The 15810-nt window shown below is 71.3% G+C and carries 16 protein-coding genes; 5 read left to right on the forward strand and 11 right to left on the reverse strand.

The features are described 5' to 3' along the window. Positions 1–51: 51 nt before the first annotated feature. Positions 52–831, forward strand: a complete 780-nt coding sequence (locus tag Q2K20_RS16500; RefSeq protein WP_410494230.1) for a dienelactone hydrolase family protein — start codon at positions 52–54, stop codon at positions 829–831. Positions 832–1262: 431 nt separating this feature from the next. On the opposite strand, the gene Q2K20_RS16505 is transcribed toward Q2K20_RS16500, so the two are convergent. From Q2K20_RS16505 to Q2K20_RS16535, 7 genes are all read right to left on the reverse strand, one after another. Continuing rightward, the gene (locus tag Q2K20_RS16505) at positions 1263–3434 is read right to left on the reverse strand and encodes a DUF2156 domain-containing protein (protein ID WP_317176979.1); all 2172 of its coding nucleotides are present in this window, start codon (positions 3432–3434) and stop codon (positions 1263–1265) included. A gap of 147 nt (positions 3435–3581) precedes the next feature. Beyond that, a complete protein-coding gene (locus Q2K20_RS16510) occupies positions 3582–4112 on the reverse strand; it encodes a bifunctional adenosylcobinamide kinase/adenosylcobinamide-phosphate guanylyltransferase (protein WP_067713064.1) in 531 nt (176 codons plus the stop codon). Continuing rightward, the gene (locus tag Q2K20_RS16515) at positions 4109–4405 is read right to left on the reverse strand and encodes a hypothetical protein (protein WP_067713061.1); all 297 of its coding nucleotides are present in this window, start codon (positions 4403–4405) and stop codon (positions 4109–4111) included. The genes Q2K20_RS16510 and Q2K20_RS16515 overlap by 4 nt, the downstream gene beginning before the upstream one ends. Next, entirely contained in the window at positions 4405–4620 is a 216-nt protein-coding gene (locus Q2K20_RS16520; protein WP_067713058.1) for a hypothetical protein, read from the reverse strand. Before Q2K20_RS16520 ends, Q2K20_RS16515 begins: the two co-directional genes overlap by 1 nt. 26 nt (positions 4621–4646) lie before the next feature. Beyond that, a complete protein-coding gene (locus tag Q2K20_RS16525) occupies positions 4647–5555 on the reverse strand; it encodes a cytochrome c oxidase assembly protein (protein ID WP_241504405.1) in 909 nt (302 codons plus the stop codon). A 6-nt stretch (positions 5556–5561) separates the two neighbouring features. Beyond that, positions 5562–6092, reverse strand: a complete 531-nt coding sequence (locus Q2K20_RS16530; protein ID WP_067713055.1) for a DUF2243 domain-containing protein — start codon at positions 6090–6092, stop codon at positions 5562–5564. Positions 6093–6107: 15 nt separating this feature from the next. Beyond that, on the reverse strand, positions 6108–7586 hold the full coding sequence (locus tag Q2K20_RS16535) for a sodium/glutamate symporter (RefSeq protein WP_132063872.1): 1479 nt from the start codon (positions 7584–7586) through the stop codon (positions 6108–6110). A gap of 145 nt (positions 7587–7731) precedes the next feature. On the opposite strand from Q2K20_RS16535, the gene Q2K20_RS18235 reads away from it, so the two are divergent. The 4 genes from Q2K20_RS18235 to Q2K20_RS16555 all read left to right on the forward strand — a co-directional run bounded on the left by Q2K20_RS18235 (position 7732) and on the right by Q2K20_RS16555 (position 11244). Continuing rightward, positions 7732–8127 carry a hypothetical protein gene (locus tag Q2K20_RS18235; RefSeq protein ID WP_132063871.1) on the forward strand — a complete coding sequence of 132 codons (396 nt, stop codon included), beginning with the start codon at positions 7732–7734 and terminating at the stop codon, positions 8125–8127. Positions 8128–8181: 54 nt separating this feature from the next. Beyond that, positions 8182–8886 (forward strand): potassium channel family protein, encoded by a 705-nt coding sequence (locus tag Q2K20_RS16545; protein WP_268092901.1) that lies wholly within the window; start codon positions 8182–8184, stop codon positions 8884–8886. Then, positions 8883–10328 carry a protein adenylyltransferase SelO gene (locus Q2K20_RS16550; protein ID WP_268092902.1) on the forward strand — a complete coding sequence of 482 codons (1446 nt, stop codon included), beginning with the start codon at positions 8883–8885 and terminating at the stop codon, positions 10326–10328. Before Q2K20_RS16545 ends, Q2K20_RS16550 begins: the two co-directional genes overlap by 4 nt. Before the next feature lie 115 nt (positions 10329–10443). Continuing rightward, positions 10444–11244, forward strand: a complete 801-nt coding sequence (locus Q2K20_RS16555; protein WP_317176980.1) for a hypothetical protein — start codon at positions 10444–10446, stop codon at positions 11242–11244. Positions 11245–11312: 68 nt separating this feature from the next. On the opposite strand, the gene Q2K20_RS16560 is transcribed toward Q2K20_RS16555, so the two are convergent. The 4 genes from Q2K20_RS16560 to Q2K20_RS16575 form a co-directional block, all read right to left on the reverse strand. Next, on the reverse strand, positions 11313–12872 hold the full coding sequence (locus Q2K20_RS16560; protein WP_096906507.1) for an FAD-dependent oxidoreductase: 1560 nt from the start codon (positions 12870–12872) through the stop codon (positions 11313–11315). A 9-nt stretch (positions 12873–12881) separates the two neighbouring features. Next, positions 12882–13871, reverse strand: coding sequence for an AurF N-oxygenase family protein (locus tag Q2K20_RS16565; RefSeq protein ID WP_069389843.1), 990 nt, complete (start codon positions 13869–13871; stop codon positions 12882–12884). A gap of 236 nt (positions 13872–14107) precedes the next feature. Next, positions 14108–14764 carry a TetR/AcrR family transcriptional regulator gene (locus Q2K20_RS16570; RefSeq protein WP_083249769.1) on the reverse strand — a complete coding sequence of 219 codons (657 nt, stop codon included), beginning with the start codon at positions 14762–14764 and terminating at the stop codon, positions 14108–14110. Then, the gene (locus Q2K20_RS16575) at positions 14761–15798 is read right to left on the reverse strand and encodes an AraC family transcriptional regulator (RefSeq protein ID WP_067713037.1); all 1038 of its coding nucleotides are present in this window, start codon (positions 15796–15798) and stop codon (positions 14761–14763) included. The genes Q2K20_RS16570 and Q2K20_RS16575 overlap by 4 nt, the downstream gene beginning before the upstream one ends. Positions 15799–15810 lie beyond the last annotated feature (12 nt).

Consider the following 15810-nt stretch of genomic DNA (forward strand, 5'->3'; position numbering starts at 1 on the left):
GTGGCCCACGGATCACGGCGGTACCGTCGGTGACGACGGGAGGATTCGACTGTGGACCGAAGTGGCGACATGACCGTGGACCTGTCCATCGAGACGGCGGACGGCACAGCGGAGGCGTTCGTCTCGCGACCCGACACCGCTGGGCATGACCTGCCGGGTGTGCTGCTGTTCCCCGACATCTTCGGCCTGAGGCCGCAGATCCGGACGATGATGGACCGCATCGCGAGCTGGGGCTACGTCGTCCTGGCGCCGAACGTCTTCTACCGGTCCGGCACCGTCGACGACCTGGCGCCGACCGTCGACCTGCGCGAGCCGGGAGGGCGGGACAGCTATATCGCGACCGTCTTCCCGCTGATGGAGGGGCTCACCTCCGACCTGTCGCGACCGGACACCGCCGCGTACCTGGACGCGCTGCTGGCACTGCCCGGGGTCACGGCTGACGCCGGGGTCATCGGCTACTGCATGGGGGCGCGACTGGCGTTGCGCGCCGGCGGCGACCACCCGGACCGCGTGGCCGCCGTCGGGGGTTTCCACGGCGGCGGGTTGGCGACGGACGAGAGCGACAGCCCGCACCTGAGTCTCGCGACGACCCGGGCTGCCGTCCTCCTGCGGCACGCCGACGATGACCCGTCGATGCCACAGGAGGGTATGGACACCATCTCCGCTCTCGCACGGAAATCCGGAGTGCCGCTGGATCAGTCCGTGTACCCGGGTGCCCCGCACGGGTACTCGATGGCCGACACGTCGATGTACGACGACGCTGCCGCCGAACGGCACTTCGAGGACCTGCGCGAGCATCTGGCTCGCCGCCTCGTGCGCCACGGCGAGTGAGCTGAGCCCGGACGGAGACCCCCGGCCCACTGCGGCCCTCGCGGCCCCCCGGTCACTCCTGCCCGGTCACTCCCGCTCGAGTGCTCCCGCCCGTCACGATGAACTCTCGCCTGCCCGCCGGGGCACGCGAGACGCCAGGCGCGGGAGCGGCTGCGTGGTGGACGGTCAGGCGGGGGAGCGAGACGCCAGGCGCGGGAGCGGATGCAGGGCGGGCCGGTGGGCGAGACGCCAGGCGGGGGAGCGAGACGCCAGGCGCGGGGGCGGATGCAGGGCGGGCCGGTGGGCGGTCAGGCGGGGGAGCGAGACGCCAGGCACGGGAGCGGATGCAGGGCGGGCCGGTGGGCGAGGCGCCAGGCTCGGGAGCGAGACGCCAGGCGCGGGAGCGGCTGCCGGGAGGTCCGGGGCGAAGCGGTGCGTCCCGCCCGGGGACGTCAGACGTCGACGGTCTCCGAGGGGCCCGAGCGGGCCAGGGCCGCGAGCTGGCGGGTCGTCGCTCCCGGCAGGTACGCCCGGCCGATCGCCACCCCGATCCGCGGCAGGTCCGCCTCGTCGCGGAAACACAGGTAGACGGGCTCGATCCTCGGATTGAACTTCGACTTGAACTGGTGGAGCGACCGGAACCCGTAGTAGGGCTCGAGTGCCTGACCCAGCAGATCGAGTCCGCGGTCGAGGACGGCCACCTCGTCGTCGTCGCCACTTCGCGCCAACGGCGCACCGGACAACGAGACGTAGTCGGCGCCCTCGTCCTTGAACTCCAGCGCGGAGCGGGCGATGAGGAACTCGACCATGTTGTTCGCGCCGGGGCCGTTGCGCTTGCGCATGAGATCCAGGGTCCAGCCGCGTACGCCACCGTCGGGCTCGCCGCGGTAGACCGGCAGCCAGGACAGCGCCGCCTGGACCACCCCGCCGGAGTCCACGGCCAGCGCGATGCGGACGTCGTCGTCGAGCGCCTCCTCGACCGTGCCGAGCGTGAAGCCCATCTCCGGCAGCTCCTTGTCGCCGACCCACTGCTCGGAGATCTCCCGCACCTGCGCCAGCACCGCGGCGGGCTGCTCGCGCAGTAGCCCGGAGACGTAGGTGGTGCCGCTCTTGTCCGCCTTGTTCATCGCGGACCGGATCTTCTGCCACTTCTTGCCCGCGAAGGCCAGGTCGGGCAGATCCATGATGGTGTCCTCGGCGATCTGCAGTGCCCGCCACCCGTGCACCCGCATCCGATCCGCCGTCTCGCCGGACACCGAGAACAGGCACGGGACGGCGGCCTGCGCCTCGGCGAAGTCGACGAACGAGCTCAGCAGCACGTCGCGGTCGGCGGGGTCGGCGACGGGGTCGGCCAGCGCGATGATGGTGCCGACGTGCACCCGGTACCCCACGACCCCCGCCGAGTCGGGGCCCGCGGTGCTGGTGCCCGCGCCGAAGAAGTAGTTCATCGGCTGCCACGTGATCATCCACGACATCGTGCTGCCGCCGTGGCGCCGGATGAGCTCACGGACGCGCTCCACGACGTCGTCGGAATGGACGCGCGACCCGGTCACCCGTCGCCGCACCCGCACGCCGAACGCGCCCCGGCCCACCACCAGCAGCACGGCCTCGCCCACCCAGAGCAGACCGGTACCGAGGCTGACGGCGCCGAGGGACTCGAAGTCCGCGGCGACGACCAGGACCGTGACGACGAGGGTGACCACCGCGGTGACCAGGGCATAGGCGAGGGCCACGCCCCACGCTGCCCGGTAGCCACGGCGCAGCAGCTCCGCCGTGGCCGCGGCGATGAGGACGGACAGGAGCATGCCGATCAGGTTCACGTCCTCGGCCTCGGTGGGCCCGAGGGGGCCGTCGGAGGGCAGGAAATACACCACCACGTGGACCGCGGCGATGAACCACATGCCCGCCGACACCACGAGCCGGGTCTCCCGTCGCGTCCGCGGCCGCAGGCCGTGTTCGGTGCCGGAGAAGAACCGCTCGCCGACGGCGAGGAACACCACGAACGCGACGAGGTGGGTGAGGTCGGCCAGGCTCCCGACGAACAGGAACGACACGATCACATAGCCGTAGAGCAGCGCCCGCGCGCGCAGTCGCCAGGGCGAGACGAGGGTGGCCGTGGCGGCGGCGAGCACGGCGATCACCGCGGTCGAGCAGCCGACATCCAGCACCACCGACAGCTCCGTGGCCCACTCCCAGCCGACCGCGTCGCCGGGGACGATCACGGCGACCGCCCCGAGCACGCCGATGAGCTGCCCGCCGGCCGCGGTCAGCGCAGTCCGCACCGGGCCCAGGCGCCACTCGCCCATCCCGATGCCCGCCGCCACCAGCACCAGCAGGGACACGTGCTGCAGCGGGGTGAGCCCGAGCCAGGGCCCGGTCACGAGTGTCCACCAGCGGCCGCCCTCCAGCGCGGGCACACCGTAGGCGACGTCGGGGAACCAGGTGGCGTCGCGGGCGCTGCGCCACAGGGCCTCGAACACCACCCCGGTGACGAGCAGCGCGGCGACGATCACCGCCGTGACGGGGAGCCGTCGCGCCGCCGTGGCGACCGCGCGGGCGACGGCGGCCACGGGCGAGGGTGCGGCGGGCTCGTCGGACTTCTCGGTCAACTGGTCGGTGCTCACGAGGTCCTCCGGGGGCGGCTCACGGTGAGGGGCGGGGTCGGTCCAAGTATGGGACCCCCGGGAGTGAGCGCGCTGTTATTCCGGCAGCAGACCCGCTGTGACCGAGGTCTCACGGGCGCGTTCCGCGGACCCGTCTCGCGCCGTCGGTCACAGCGTGAGGACCCGCCCGCACACGACCAGGTGCACCTCGTCGCAGCATTCGGCGACGGACTGGTTGAGCGCGCCCAGCAGGTCCCGGAACACGCCGCCCGAGCGGTACGGGGGCACGACCCCGGATCCGACCTCGTTGGTCACCAGCACCACGTCGTCGCGGGCGGTGAGGGCGGCGCAGAGGGCGTCGGTCCGTTCGTCGACGGCGGCGCGCGCCTCGTCGGCGGGGGCGTCCCACAGGCCCAGGTCGTCGACGGTGGCGGTGAGCCAGGTGCCCAGGCAGTCGATGAGGACCGGGCCGGGGGCGTGGCGCAGCGCGGAGGCCACATCGGGGGATTCCAGGGTGCGCCACCCCGCGGGCCGGTGTGCCCGGTGGTGGTCGACGCGCGCGGCCCAGTCGGGGTCGTCGAGCTCGTCGGCGGGGCGGCCCGGCGCGACGAACGTCACCGTGTCGGTGTCGCCGAGCAGTCGCACCGCGTGCCGGGACTTGCCGGATCGGACGCCGCCGGTCACCAGGACGCGCGTCATCCCCGCCGCCCCCGGCCGCCGGCGAGGGCCGGGCCAGAGAACAGGGCCAGTCCCACGACGAAGCCGAAGTCGTACCAGTTGCCGTTGTTGTTCACCTCGTAGATCGTCACGGTGTCGGTGAAGAGGGAGATGACGAAGGTGACGGGGAGGATGATCCCGTGCCACAGGCCGAGGAGGAACCCGGCGCCGGTGGGGGCGACGTCGACGTTGGGTCCGGCCGCGCACGCGCCCAGGGCGAGGACGACGACGAGGAGGACACCGGTGGCCAGGCCGGCCCGTGACCGGGTGGTCACTACCGCCGCCCGCGGGTGAAGTAGAGGATCGGCCCGATGAAGTTGATCGCGATGATCGCGGCCCATTTGCCCTTGGAGCCCTGCACCTTCGCCGCGGGACGGGAGGCGAGGTCCGCCCACGCGGTCGCGGCGAGTGACACCTGCACCGAGATGAGCGTGAGCAGGACCGTCTTCTGCGTGTCGGTCAGGTCGTTCCAGCGCTTCTTCGTGGCCACGGCGTACCTCCCGGATCGGATTTTTCTTATCCTAGGCGCTGCCCGGCGCGAGGGATACGCCGTTCGCGGCGTTCGCGCGGGTGACCGGGCAGCAGCCGGGGTCGGAGGCGCGAGCCGGGGTACCACCCGGCGAACAACAGGATGAGGATCGCCAGGTCCACGACGTCGCCCCCGTAGTACATGAGCTGCGCGCCGGCGCGGGCGTCGACCGGGTCCACGCCGGCGGGCGGGTGCGCGTAGAGCCACTTGGCGAGGATCGAGTGGGCGGCGATGAACACCACCAGCACGGTCGCGCGGACGCGCAGGGAGGCGCGGTGCGGGTTGGGGTCCGGGCCGATCATCGCCACGGTGAACGCGATCCCGGCGAGCAGGACGTGGACGTGGACCAGCAGGTGCAGGGCCATCGACCGGTGCATGAGCTCGAAGAGTTCGGTCGCGTAGAGGAGCCACACCCCGCCGCCGTTGAGGACGGCGGCGACGACCGGGTGGGTGACCACCCGTGCGGGCCGAGAGCGCAGGACGGCGGACACGGTGCGTGCGCCCGACGTCGGAAGCGTCCGCAGGGCCAGGGTGACCGGGGCCGCCAGCACGAGGAGCAGCGGCCCGATCATGCCCACGAGCAGGTGGGTGGCCATGTGGGCCGTGAAGTCGTGGCGGGCCGCCTCCGCGAGCGGACCGGCCCAGCCGACGCCCACACTGGTCAGCCCGGCGATCCAGACGGTGGTGCGCCACCAGGCCCACGGTCCGCGGCCACGGTGCCGGTACACACCGAGGAGGTACGCGGTCAGGGCCAGGACGAGGACGGCCGGTCCGACGGACTCGAGGATCCACCACTCGGCGGCGACGGAGGTCGCGTGGTCTCCCGGCGTGGTGCCGACCGCGCCGGCGCCCCCCGGCGTGGCGTCGCGACCGTCGTGCGCGTGTCCGGTGCCCACCGTCGATCAGCTCCGGGGCCGCCGAACCACGGGGGATGTGAGCGGCGCGTTCCTGGTCCGGCGCAACATGACCAGGCCGATCGTCAGCAGGATGATCGCGGAGAGGATCCACACCAGGTCGTAGACGAGCAGGTCCACGCCGTAGCGGATCTGGTGGATGCCGAGGAGCTTGTGGAACACGATCCCGTCGACCAGTTGGAAGAACCCGATGCCGGTGAGGACCGCCCCGGCCCAGCGCGTCCACGGGACGACGATCTGCTGGCGGACGTCCGCGAACATGAACAGCCCCCACACGGTGATCAGCCAGGTCGCCCCGTGGAACAGGCCGTCGGCGACCAGCGCCGTCGTCGTGGTGGACAGGTCGTAGAAGTGATGCCACTGCAGGAGCAGGTGGAAGACGAACAGGTCGATGACCGAGCCGGCGATCCCGCACCCGAAGAGGAATCCCGAGAGCACCAGGCGTCGCCCGGCGGTCGGATCGGGTGCGGGGTCCGGTCTGGGCCCGGCGGCGGGGGCGGGCGTCGACGGCGTGGGCATGGGCGGTCGCCGTGGTCAGCTCGCGGTGGCGGTGTCGGATTCGTCTTCCGGTTTCCCGGCCTTCTTCCACTCGGCCCGCTCCTTCATCTCCCTGGGTCGGAAGTAGAGCAGTCCGGACAGGACGGCGACGAGGAAGACAACGAGCATGGTGATGAACAGCGGCCAGACACCGGTGAGGAAGATGATCGGCACGGCCATCGCGGTGACGAGGCCGCCGCCGAAGAACGGTTCGAAGACGAGTTGCTTGTACCCGAACGCCTCGAACGCGGGGCTCTGGGTATCGGGGTCGACGATGCGCATGAGGATGAGGCCGGTGGCGGTGACGCCCATCGACTGGCCGAAGTCTCCGATGCCGCGCTCGAACCAGTAGCGGCCGATGATGCGCGGTGCCAGCCAGAGGAAGATCCCGACGTTGAACAGGATGCCGGCCACGGCGAGAATCGTGAAGGCGCCGATGTTCTCGCCGATCGCCTGCAGCGACAGGGTGCCGATGGCGGCGACGATGAGGAAGTCGAGCGCCCACCCCTGGATCCGCAGCATGATCTGCGGGTCGATCACGTGTGCCACGCCCAGCTTGGTGGCGATGACCTGGACGACGACGCCGCCGAGCAGGGCGATGGGGAACAGTGGCACGTAGGCGAAGATCTCCAGCGGGGTGTTCTCGTCGAGCATGACCGACGCGTAGGTGGCCTGCTCGATCCAACGCAGCCCCTCGAGGATTCCCAGACCGATGAGGATCGCCAGGGTCACCAGCGCGACGTGGAGGGACAGCGGCTCCACCGAGGAGGGGCGGGAGGTCATCTTGCCCGCCGAGTAGTACTCGTCCTCGCGGAAGAGGCCCTTCTGCTCACTGATGGACATCTTGGCGCTGCCGCTGATGAGTTCGGTCTTGCCGGTGCGGGCGCCCCAGTTGATCAGGGCGATGCCGAGCACGATGCCACCGACGATGCCCACCGTGGCCATGCCGACGGCGAGGTCGGCCCCCACCGTGAACCCGAGTTCCTCGAACACGCCCCGCATGCCGGCCGCGGTTCCGTGCCCGCCCTCGAAGCCGATCTCGATGAGGGCGCCCGTCATGGGTGAGGCGCCGAGCAGGGGCACGAGGATCAGGGCGGCCAGCAACAGTCCGACGACGTACTGCCCGGAGCCCAGGGCCACGCCGAGGGAGAGCTGCGGACCGACGAGCTTGACGGCCCGGGAGGGGCGCGGCAGGTCCTGGCCGAGGAACATCGTGGCGAAGATGACGCTGATGAGCAGGCCCGGGAGGGAGGACCACACCTCCACCATCGGTTCGGTGAAGAGCCCGTTCTCGCCCCACGGTCCGTTGAACCTGCCCAGGACCTCCGGCCCGAGCAGGAGGAGCAGTGCACCACCGACGATGGAGCTGGGGAGGAACAGGGACTGCACGATCCCGACCTTGACGCGGATGATCTTCCCGATCAACAACGCCAGTCCGAGGATGAGAAGGGCGAATCCCACAGCATTTGCGGACATTGGGTGACCTCGGTTCCGGATGTGCGGCTTGCGGTGTCCTCCCGAACCTATCCGCCGGGCGCGCGAATAGGCCCCGATCCGCCCACTTCTCGGGACAGTCGCGCCCATCGTCAGTGGCAGACCGTGGCGAGGACTGGAGTTCGGCATGGCGGCACAACTCGACGGCGAGGTCACGTTCGTCACGGGGGTCGCCCGCGGGCAGGGCAGGACGCACGCCGTCCGCCTGGCCGCCCCGGAGGACCCGGACGAGACCCGCCGGTTGGTCGAGGCCCAGGGGCGACGCGCGCTACTGTCCGTCGGAGACGTTCGCGACCTCGAGGGCATGAGGAAGATCGTCGACGACGCAGTGGTGGAACTCGGCCCGAAGAATGTCCGGGTCAACAGCATCCACCCCGGCGGCGTGGCCACCCCGATGGGCGGTGGAGACATGGTGAGCACGTTGGAGGCGGTCGGCGAGTCGAACCCCCCGCTCAACCTCATGGGCACGACGTTCATCACCGCCGAGCACATCAGCATCGACGGCGGGTCGCAGTACTTCTGAGGCCATCACGCGTGTCCGAGGCCACCGCGCCGCGCCCGGGGGGATCATCGACGGGTGACGGAGACGCGGTGGAAGGAGCTGGAGGAGTGGCCCCTGATCGGTGCGGCTCTGGCGTTCCTGGTCGCCTACGCGGTGATGGTGGTCGGACAACCCGTGGGTCCGGTGGGAGTGGTCACCCGGATCGTGATGGCGGGGACCTGGGTTCTGTTCGCCGTGGACTTCGTGGTCAGGTTGGCGTTGGCGGAGCGTCGCGGACCGTGGTTGCTCAGGCACTGGTACGACCTCGCGGTCGTCGCTCTGCCGGTCCTGCGACCGCTGCGACTGCTCCGGCTAATGACCCTGCTCGGGGGGATGAGGCGGTCGGCGGGCACGGTGGTGCGCGGTAAGGCGATCACCTACGCCGCGGGGTGGACGGTGGTCCTGCTCGTGGTGTCCTCGCTCGCGGTGTTGAACGCGGAACGTGGGGCACCGGGGGCGTCGATCCAGACATGGGGTGAGTCCCTGTGGTGGGCGACCGTGACGGCGACGTCCGTGGGGTACGGCGACTACTCGCCGGTGACCCCGGTGGGACGCACGATCGCGGTGGGGCTCATGTTCGGCGGGATCGCCCTGCTGGGCGTGGTGACGGCGACGCTCGCCGCCTGGCTCCTGGAGAGGATCGCCGAACGCGATGGTGCGGGAGAGGACGGGGACGGACCCGGTGAGCCCGGTCCACGCGCCGACCCGCCCGGCGGCTCGTCCGTATCGTCGGGGCCATGACCACGGACACCGCACGTCCCCTCACTCTCGGAACCCGGTACGCGAGCGAGTTCCCGGAACTGGGCGTGCCGTGGAAGGCCGCGGAGGCGTCCGGGCCGCGGCTGCTCGTGCTCAACGACGCGCTGGTCGACGAGCTCGGCCTGGACGCCGACTACCTGCGTGGCGAGGAGGGCGTGCGGGTGCTGACGGGCACTCACGTGCCGGACGGGGCCACGCCGGTCGCCCAGGCCTATGCCGGACACCAGTTCGGCGGGTACTCGCCCCGGCTCGGCGACGGGCGGGCCCTGCTGATGGGGGAGCTGCCCGATGGCCGTGACCTGCACCTCAAGGGTTCGGGGCGCACCCCGTTCGCCCGCGGTGGCGACGGTCTGGCCGCGGTCGGCCCCATGCTCCGCGAGTACGTCATCAGCGAGGCGATGCACGCGCTCGGCGTCCCCACCACCCGCTCGCTCGCCGTGGTGGCCACCGGGAACACCGTGTACCGCGAGTCGCCGCTGCCGGGCGCGGTGCTGGCCCGCGTCGCCGCGAGCCACCTGAGGGTGGGGACGTTCCAGTTCGCGCGATCGGTCGACGACGACGAGCTGCTGCGTCGGCTGGCCGACCACGCCATCGCCCGGCATCACCCGCACGCCGCCGACGCGGAGAACCCGTACCTGGAGCTGTTCGCGTCCGTGCTCCGCGGCCAGGCGGAGCTCGTGGCCCGCTGGATGCTCCTCGGGTTCATCCACGGCGTCATGAACACGGACAACACCACCGTCTCGGGCGAGACCATCGACTACGGGCCGTGCGCCTTCATGGATGAGTTCGACCCGGCCACGGTCTTCAGCTCCATCGACACCGGTGGCCGCTACGCCTACGCCAACCAGCCGCCGGTTCTGCAGTGGAACCTCGCCCGGTTCGCCGAGACCCTCGTCCCGCTGGTCGACCCGGACCAGGACGAGGCGGTCCGGCTCCTCACCGAGGTGCTGGGCACGTTCCCGGAGCACTACCAGCGGGCGTGGACGGCCGGGATGCGCACCAAGATCGGCCTGTCGGACGAGGTCGGGGACGCCGAGGCGACCGACCTCATCGACGAGCTGTCCCGGCTGCTCAGTGCGACGCGGGCCGACTACACCGGCTTCTTCCGCGCTCTCGGGGCGGCCGCGGACGGGGACGACGAGCCGGTGCGCGAGCTTATCGGAGCCCTCGCGGAGGGCTGGCTGGCGACATGGCGGGCGCGTCGACCCGACCGGGGGTCGATGGACCGGGTCAATCCGATCTACATCCCGCGCAACCATCTCGTCGAGGAGGCCCTCGACGCGGCCACGGCAGGGGACCTGGGGCCGCTGTCCGAACTCCTCGTCGTCGTCACCGACCCCTACACCCGGCGCGCCGGTTACGAGCGCTATGAACGTCCCGCCCCTCCCGAGGCCGCGCCACACGTCACCTACTGCGGCACCTGACGCGCCGCCCACAGCAGTACGCGCGTATTGATACGAAACATTTATCTTCCGTGGGTGCTGTTTGTCAGCCGTTCGTACGACAATGAGGTTGTCACATCAATCTTACGGCCGGGCCGTGAGACGGGCGGGAGGCCACCACGTGCGACTACTCATCGCGGACAGCGACGGCGGGTACCGCCAGCCCTCGGCCATTCTCGGACGGTTCGTCGACGACCTCGTTGAATGGACAGGCGCCCGGGAGGCCGTTCGGGTGCAGTGGCCGGCGCCCGGGTCGGGTCGGCTCCGGCGGTCGCACACCTGGGAATCGGCGTCCGCGGCCGGGGTGGCCGACCTCAACCGCCTCGTCCATCTCCACCCGTCCGACGACCTCGTGCTCATCGGGGCGTGCTGCGGCACCCGGGTGATCCACGACTGGATGGACGCCCACCCGGAGGATCTCGACCGGGTCGCCGCCGTGGGGTTGATCGCCGACCCGTTCCGGCCGCGCGACCGCTGGCTCGTCGGCACGCCCGATCCGGGCGGGCAGGGCGTGGCGGGACCGCGCCGCGGACCGATCCCCGAGCGCACCCACTGGGTGTCCGTGCCGGGCGATCCGCTGAGCGGCGTGCAACCGTCGAACCTGCTCCGCGGCGCCGTGAGGGACTCGGACCTGACGCCCGTACAGGTCTACGACGAGCTGATCGAGAACCTCCCCGACTCCCGCACCCGGGTCGCCCTGCGTCTGCACGTCGTGGAGCATCCCGGACTGTGGTCGCCCCATCTGCTCCGTCAGCTCGACGACGTCACCGACACCCTGCTGACCTATCGCGACGCGGGGTACGCCGCTCTGTACGAAGCCGACGTCGACGGTGCCTCCCCGCTGGCGCGGCTCGCGAGGGTCATCGCGGATCAGGTCGCGGCCGACCAGGCCGCCTGAGCGGTTCGGTACACCCAGGCGGTTCGGTACAGCTGGACGGTTCGGTACAGCCAGACGGTTCGGTACGGCTAGACGGTCGCCGGGACCGGACGGCGGCTCCGGAGCAACTCCTCGAACCGCGCGGCCGGGCCCGGAGTGGGTAGGCGACCCTCGTTCGCGTCGGCGAGCAGAGAGTTGACCGTCTCGCGCGCACACGTCTTGTTGGAGCCGATGAACCCGCGCGGACCCCGCTTGATCCACCCGACCACGTAGAGCCCGGGCACCTCGCGGCCGTCGGCGGCGTCGAGGACGCGGCCCTCGCGGCTGGGGATGGTCGCGGACGCGGGGTCGAACGGCACCCCGGGCACCGCCACGCCGCGGTAGCCCACCGAGCCCAGGACCAGGCCCGCCGCGAGGGTCTCCTCGGAGCCCGGGCGGGGCACGGCGCGCACCCGGCCGTCGGGGTCGGTGACCGGTTCCGTGCGCACGACCCGCAGGCCCTCGGTCCGCGCGGTGCCCACGACCTCCACGGGCGCGGTCGCGAAACGCAGGATGATCCGGCGACGAGGGGTCGTCTCCGCGGTCCCGCGGCTCGGCCGGTCGGCGATCCGGGCAAGGAGTTCCAGCTTCAGGCGGCCCTGTCTGGTGGTCGCGGCGTCCGGGTCGATGCCGTCGGGGGCGTCGACGCGCAGGTCGATGTCCTCACGTGCGTCGAGTCCGACCAGCTCGGGCAGGGTGAACGCCGCGTGCTCGGGGCCGCGACGGCCGAGAACCACGACCTCGCGGACCCGGCTTCCCCGCAGCGCCTCGAGGGAATGGCGGGCGATGGAGGTGCCCGCGAGCCGCTCCGGGTCGGTGGCCAGGATCCGGGCGACGTCCAGTGCCACGTTGCCGTTGCCGACGATCACCGCCCGCTCGTGATCCAGCGGGACGTCGGCGTCGGCGTGGTCGGGATGGTCGTTGTACCACCCGACGACCCGCGTGGCCGACGTGCTCCCCGGCAGGTCGACCCCCGGGATGTCCAGGGGGCGGTCCGTGCCGGCCCCGGTCGCGTACACCACCGCATGGTGGTGGGCCGCCAACTCCTCGGCGGTGATGTCCTCGCCGACGTGCACGCCGAGCCGGTAGCCGAACCCGGGCTGCTCCTCGATCGCGGTGAACAGGTCCGCGACCGCGCGGGTGCTGGTGTGGTCGGGCGCCACCCCGTGCCGGGCGAGCCCGTGGGGGACGGGGAGCCGATCGAACACCGTCACCTCCACGCCGGGCTGGCGGAGGAGGTCGTCGGCCGCGTACAGCGCGGCGGGGCCGGCTCCCACGACCGCGACCCGCAGGGTTGTCCGGGTGGGACCGAGGCGGACGATCGTGGGGACGCGGGCCTGGGGCCTTCTCGGCCGGTCGTCCCCGGTCAGTGCCTCGTTGATCCCGAGGAAGTCCTGCTGCTCGGGGGCCAGCGCGGTGTGCGGGACGATCGCCCCGACCGGGCACGCCCCCACGCACGCCCCGCAGTCCACGCAGGACACCGGGTCGATGTAGAGCATCTCGGCGGTGGCGAAGTCCGGCTCGTCGGGGGTCGGGTGGATGCAGTTGACCGGGCAGGCGTGGACGCATGAGGCGTCCGCGCAGCAGGCCTGTGTGACGACGTGGGGCATGTCGGCGGCCTAGTCGCGGAACGCCACGGGCGGCTCGCCGCGGTACCGGGAGGGGCGCCCGTCGATCTTCAGGGCCTTCCACACCCGCCGCGCGGCCGGGTTCATCAGGCCCGAGTCCTCGGCGAGCTTGCGGACGTCGCCGAAGAGGTCCGACAGGAACCGCTGCGACTCGGGGCTGTCCCAGTACAGCTCGCGGACGACCTCGTCCGGGATGTCGAACGTCTCGCGGAACTCCTTGGTGGGCTTGAGGATCGCGTCGCACAGCACCCGCATGATCACGGGGAAGGCCAGCGACACGAGGAACGACTCGTTGCGCGACATCCGCGGGGCGTTGCGGGCCACGTAGGTGTGCGCGAACGAGATGTGCCGGGCCTCCTCGGCCACGTGGATCTCCATGATCCGGGACAGGACCGGCGGCAGGGTGTCCGAGTTGCGCAGGACCTGCTTCTGGGTGTGGTCGATGGGTTCCTCACCGGCCAGGACGCCGATGAAGAACGCCACCGGGAACGGGCCCGCGGCGAGCGGGATGATCGGGGACAGCCGCCGGATCCACCGCGCCATGCCGGGCACGTCGGCGCCGATGCGGTTCACGCCCTGCTGGAACATCTGGGTGTGGTGGCATTCCTCGGTGGCCTCGTGGGTGAGGTACCGGAACTCCGCGGCGCCGTTCTGGCTCTTGAAGACGTACTGCATGATCCCGCGGATGAGGATGTTCTCGAACTGCAGGCCGACCTTCATGATGTTGGCCTGACGCCACAGGCCGATCGCGATCTGCTTCTCCCGGGGCAGCCCCAGGTACCACGGGTGGCCGCCGAGCGGGTCGATCCCGGCGGGCAGGATCCAGCGCTCGTCGGTGGGGTCCACCGCGAAGTCCGGGTCGTCCCACGGGATGTCCTTGAAGGCGTCGAAGCTGCGGTGGACCGAGGCGTGCGACAGGCGCCGGAGCGTGTCCTCGTACTCCTCGGTGGTGGCCGACGGGGAGGGGGCGACAGCGGTCATGGCTCATCCTTCCGGTTCCCGACTCGTGGATCGGGAGCGTGGACTGCAGATCGACGGTGACAGAGTGACATCCGCGATCTATTTGTACCTGACGCTAGACACGCAGAGGCGATTCGTCAACCATTCATGAGGTTCGGTTCAGATCTGCGCGGCGGGGATCCTCGCGGCGAGACTCTGCGCGGCGGGGCTCTGCACGGCGGGGCTCTGCACGGCGGGGCTCTGCACGGCGGTGCGGGTCAGCCCTCGGCGAGTCCACCGCCGAGCAGCGGGCCCAGGTGGGTGCGTGCGAACGCCCGGGAGACCTCGGGGTCGTCCAGATCGATGGCGGTCGACGGCGTGAGGACGAACGAGATGACGAGGCGAACCGTGAGCTCGGCCCCGACGAGCAGTTCCTCGTAGGGGCGGGAGTCGGGGACGGTCCGCGAGATCTCGGCGGCCAGGAAGTGTGCGGCGGCGGTGATGAGCGGCGCCCCCTGCACCGTGAAGTGCGGGACGGTCGCCTCCGGCTCGGTCTCCAGCAGGCGGTTGAGCAGGTCGTGGTCGCGGAGCGTCTCGACGGTGAACGCGAAGCCCTCGGTGAGCTTGTCCTCCACCGTGGCGTGGGCGTCGATCTCCCGCTGCAGGTCGGCGAGGAACCAGGCGGCTTCGCGCAGCAGCGTCGCCTCGACCAGTTCCTGCTTGTTGGCGAAGCGCCGGTACAGCGTCATCCGCGCCAGCCCGGCCCGCCGGGTGATGTCGTTCATCGTGCACCGGGCGATCCCCACGCTCTCGAACTGTGCGGACGCCGCGTCGAGGATCTGCTCCCGGATGGGGTCGTCCATCGAGGTGCCGTCCGGGAGGCTTCGCCCGGAACGCAACATCGCCAACGGGTCGGACGCGGGGGTGTCGCTCATGTGCGCGATTGTCCCACTCCGGGCGGGGTCGTGTGCCCGTGCCTGAACTCGCGTGCGGTCATCCCCCACCAGCGCCTCGCGTACTGGCTGAACGTCGTGGCGTCGCCGAGGGCCAGCGCCGAGGCGATCTGGGCCAGCGGGATCTCCGTCGTGGTGAGCAGGCGCACTGCGATGTCGCGGCGGACCTCGTCCCGCAGGGTCGCGAAACTCGTGCCCTCCCCGGCCAGCCCGCGTTGCAGCGTGCGTGGGGAGACCGAGAGCAATCTTGCGACCCGGGGCAGCGACGAGGTGCCGGTGTCGAGGGACTGGTGCAGGACCGCGCGCGTCCGTTCGGTCATGCTCCGCCGGTCCTCGGGGATGTGCTGATCCAGGTACCGCAGGGCGAGCTGCTGGACCGCCTCGTCGCCGCCGGAGATGGTGCGGCCCAAGAGGGCGGACGGTACGCGCAGTACCGCGGCCGGGGAGGACGGCGTGACCGGCGCGCCGAAGAGCGATTCGTACCGCGCGGCGTCGGTGTTGAGCGGGTTGGGCAGGTCGACGGACACCAGGCCGTAGTCCCCGCCGAGCACACTGCGCATGGCGCGGTGAAGGAAGAGCAGGACGAGATCCACCGTCTGCGGCGGGATGAGCTGCCCGGGGTCCCGGTAGCCGAACCGCACCCCCAGGATGTCGGCCTCGTCGCGCGGATCGGGCACCACGGTGATCTCGATCGAGCGGGAGTGGAAGAACAGGTACTTGGAGGTCACCTCGAGCGCCTGCGTGGTGGTCCGGGCGTTCTTCACGGCCACGGCGACCGGGCCGAGCATGTCGAGATCCTGGTGCCCGGCGACGCGCAGTCCCAGGTCGGGGCACCGGAGCTCCGCGGCAGCGGTCTCCAGCAGGAGGGCGATCGACAGGTCCTCCACCAGGATCTCGTCACTGTCGAGCGCGCCGGCGGGGAGCCCGGACCGGCGGGCCAGGTCGTCGGGGTCGCCGCCGAGTTCGGTGACCACCTGCCGGACCCCGCGCAGGCCGGCCGATCGGATGAACGCCATGGGACCACCCTG

The organism is Dietzia sp. IN118 (assembly GCF_032905965.1).
Classification (GTDB): domain Bacteria; phylum Actinomycetota; class Actinomycetes; order Mycobacteriales; family Mycobacteriaceae; genus Dietzia; species Dietzia kunjamensis.

Coding starts and splice junctions, on each gene's coding strand:
- Q2K20_RS16560 (WP_096906507.1), bottom strand. CDS start 12,872: ATGCCCCACGTCGTCACACAGGCCTGCTGCGCGGACGCCTCATGCGTC.
- Q2K20_RS16570 (WP_083249769.1), bottom strand. CDS start 14,764: ATGAGCGACACCCCCGCGTCCGACCCGTTGGCGATGTTGCGTTCCGGG.
- Q2K20_RS18235 (WP_132063871.1), top strand. CDS start 7,732: ATGGCGGCACAACTCGACGGCGAGGTCACGTTCGTCACGGGGGTCGCC.
- Q2K20_RS16550 (WP_268092902.1), top strand. CDS start 8,883: ATGACCACGGACACCGCACGTCCCCTCACTCTCGGAACCCGGTACGCG.
- Q2K20_RS16510 (WP_067713064.1), bottom strand. CDS start 4,112: ATGACGCGCGTCCTGGTGACCGGCGGCGTCCGATCCGGCAAGTCCCGG.
- Q2K20_RS16575 (WP_067713037.1), bottom strand. CDS start 15,798: ATGGCGTTCATCCGATCGGCCGGCCTGCGCGGGGTCCGGCAGGTGGTC.
- Q2K20_RS16565 (WP_069389843.1), bottom strand. CDS start 13,871: ATGACCGCTGTCGCCCCCTCCCCGTCGGCCACCACCGAGGAGTACGAG.
- Q2K20_RS16530 (WP_067713055.1), bottom strand. CDS start 6,092: ATGCCCACGCCGTCGACGCCCGCCCCCGCCGCCGGGCCCAGACCGGAC.
- Q2K20_RS16535 (WP_132063872.1), bottom strand. CDS start 7,586: ATGTCCGCAAATGCTGTGGGATTCGCCCTTCTCATCCTCGGACTGGCG.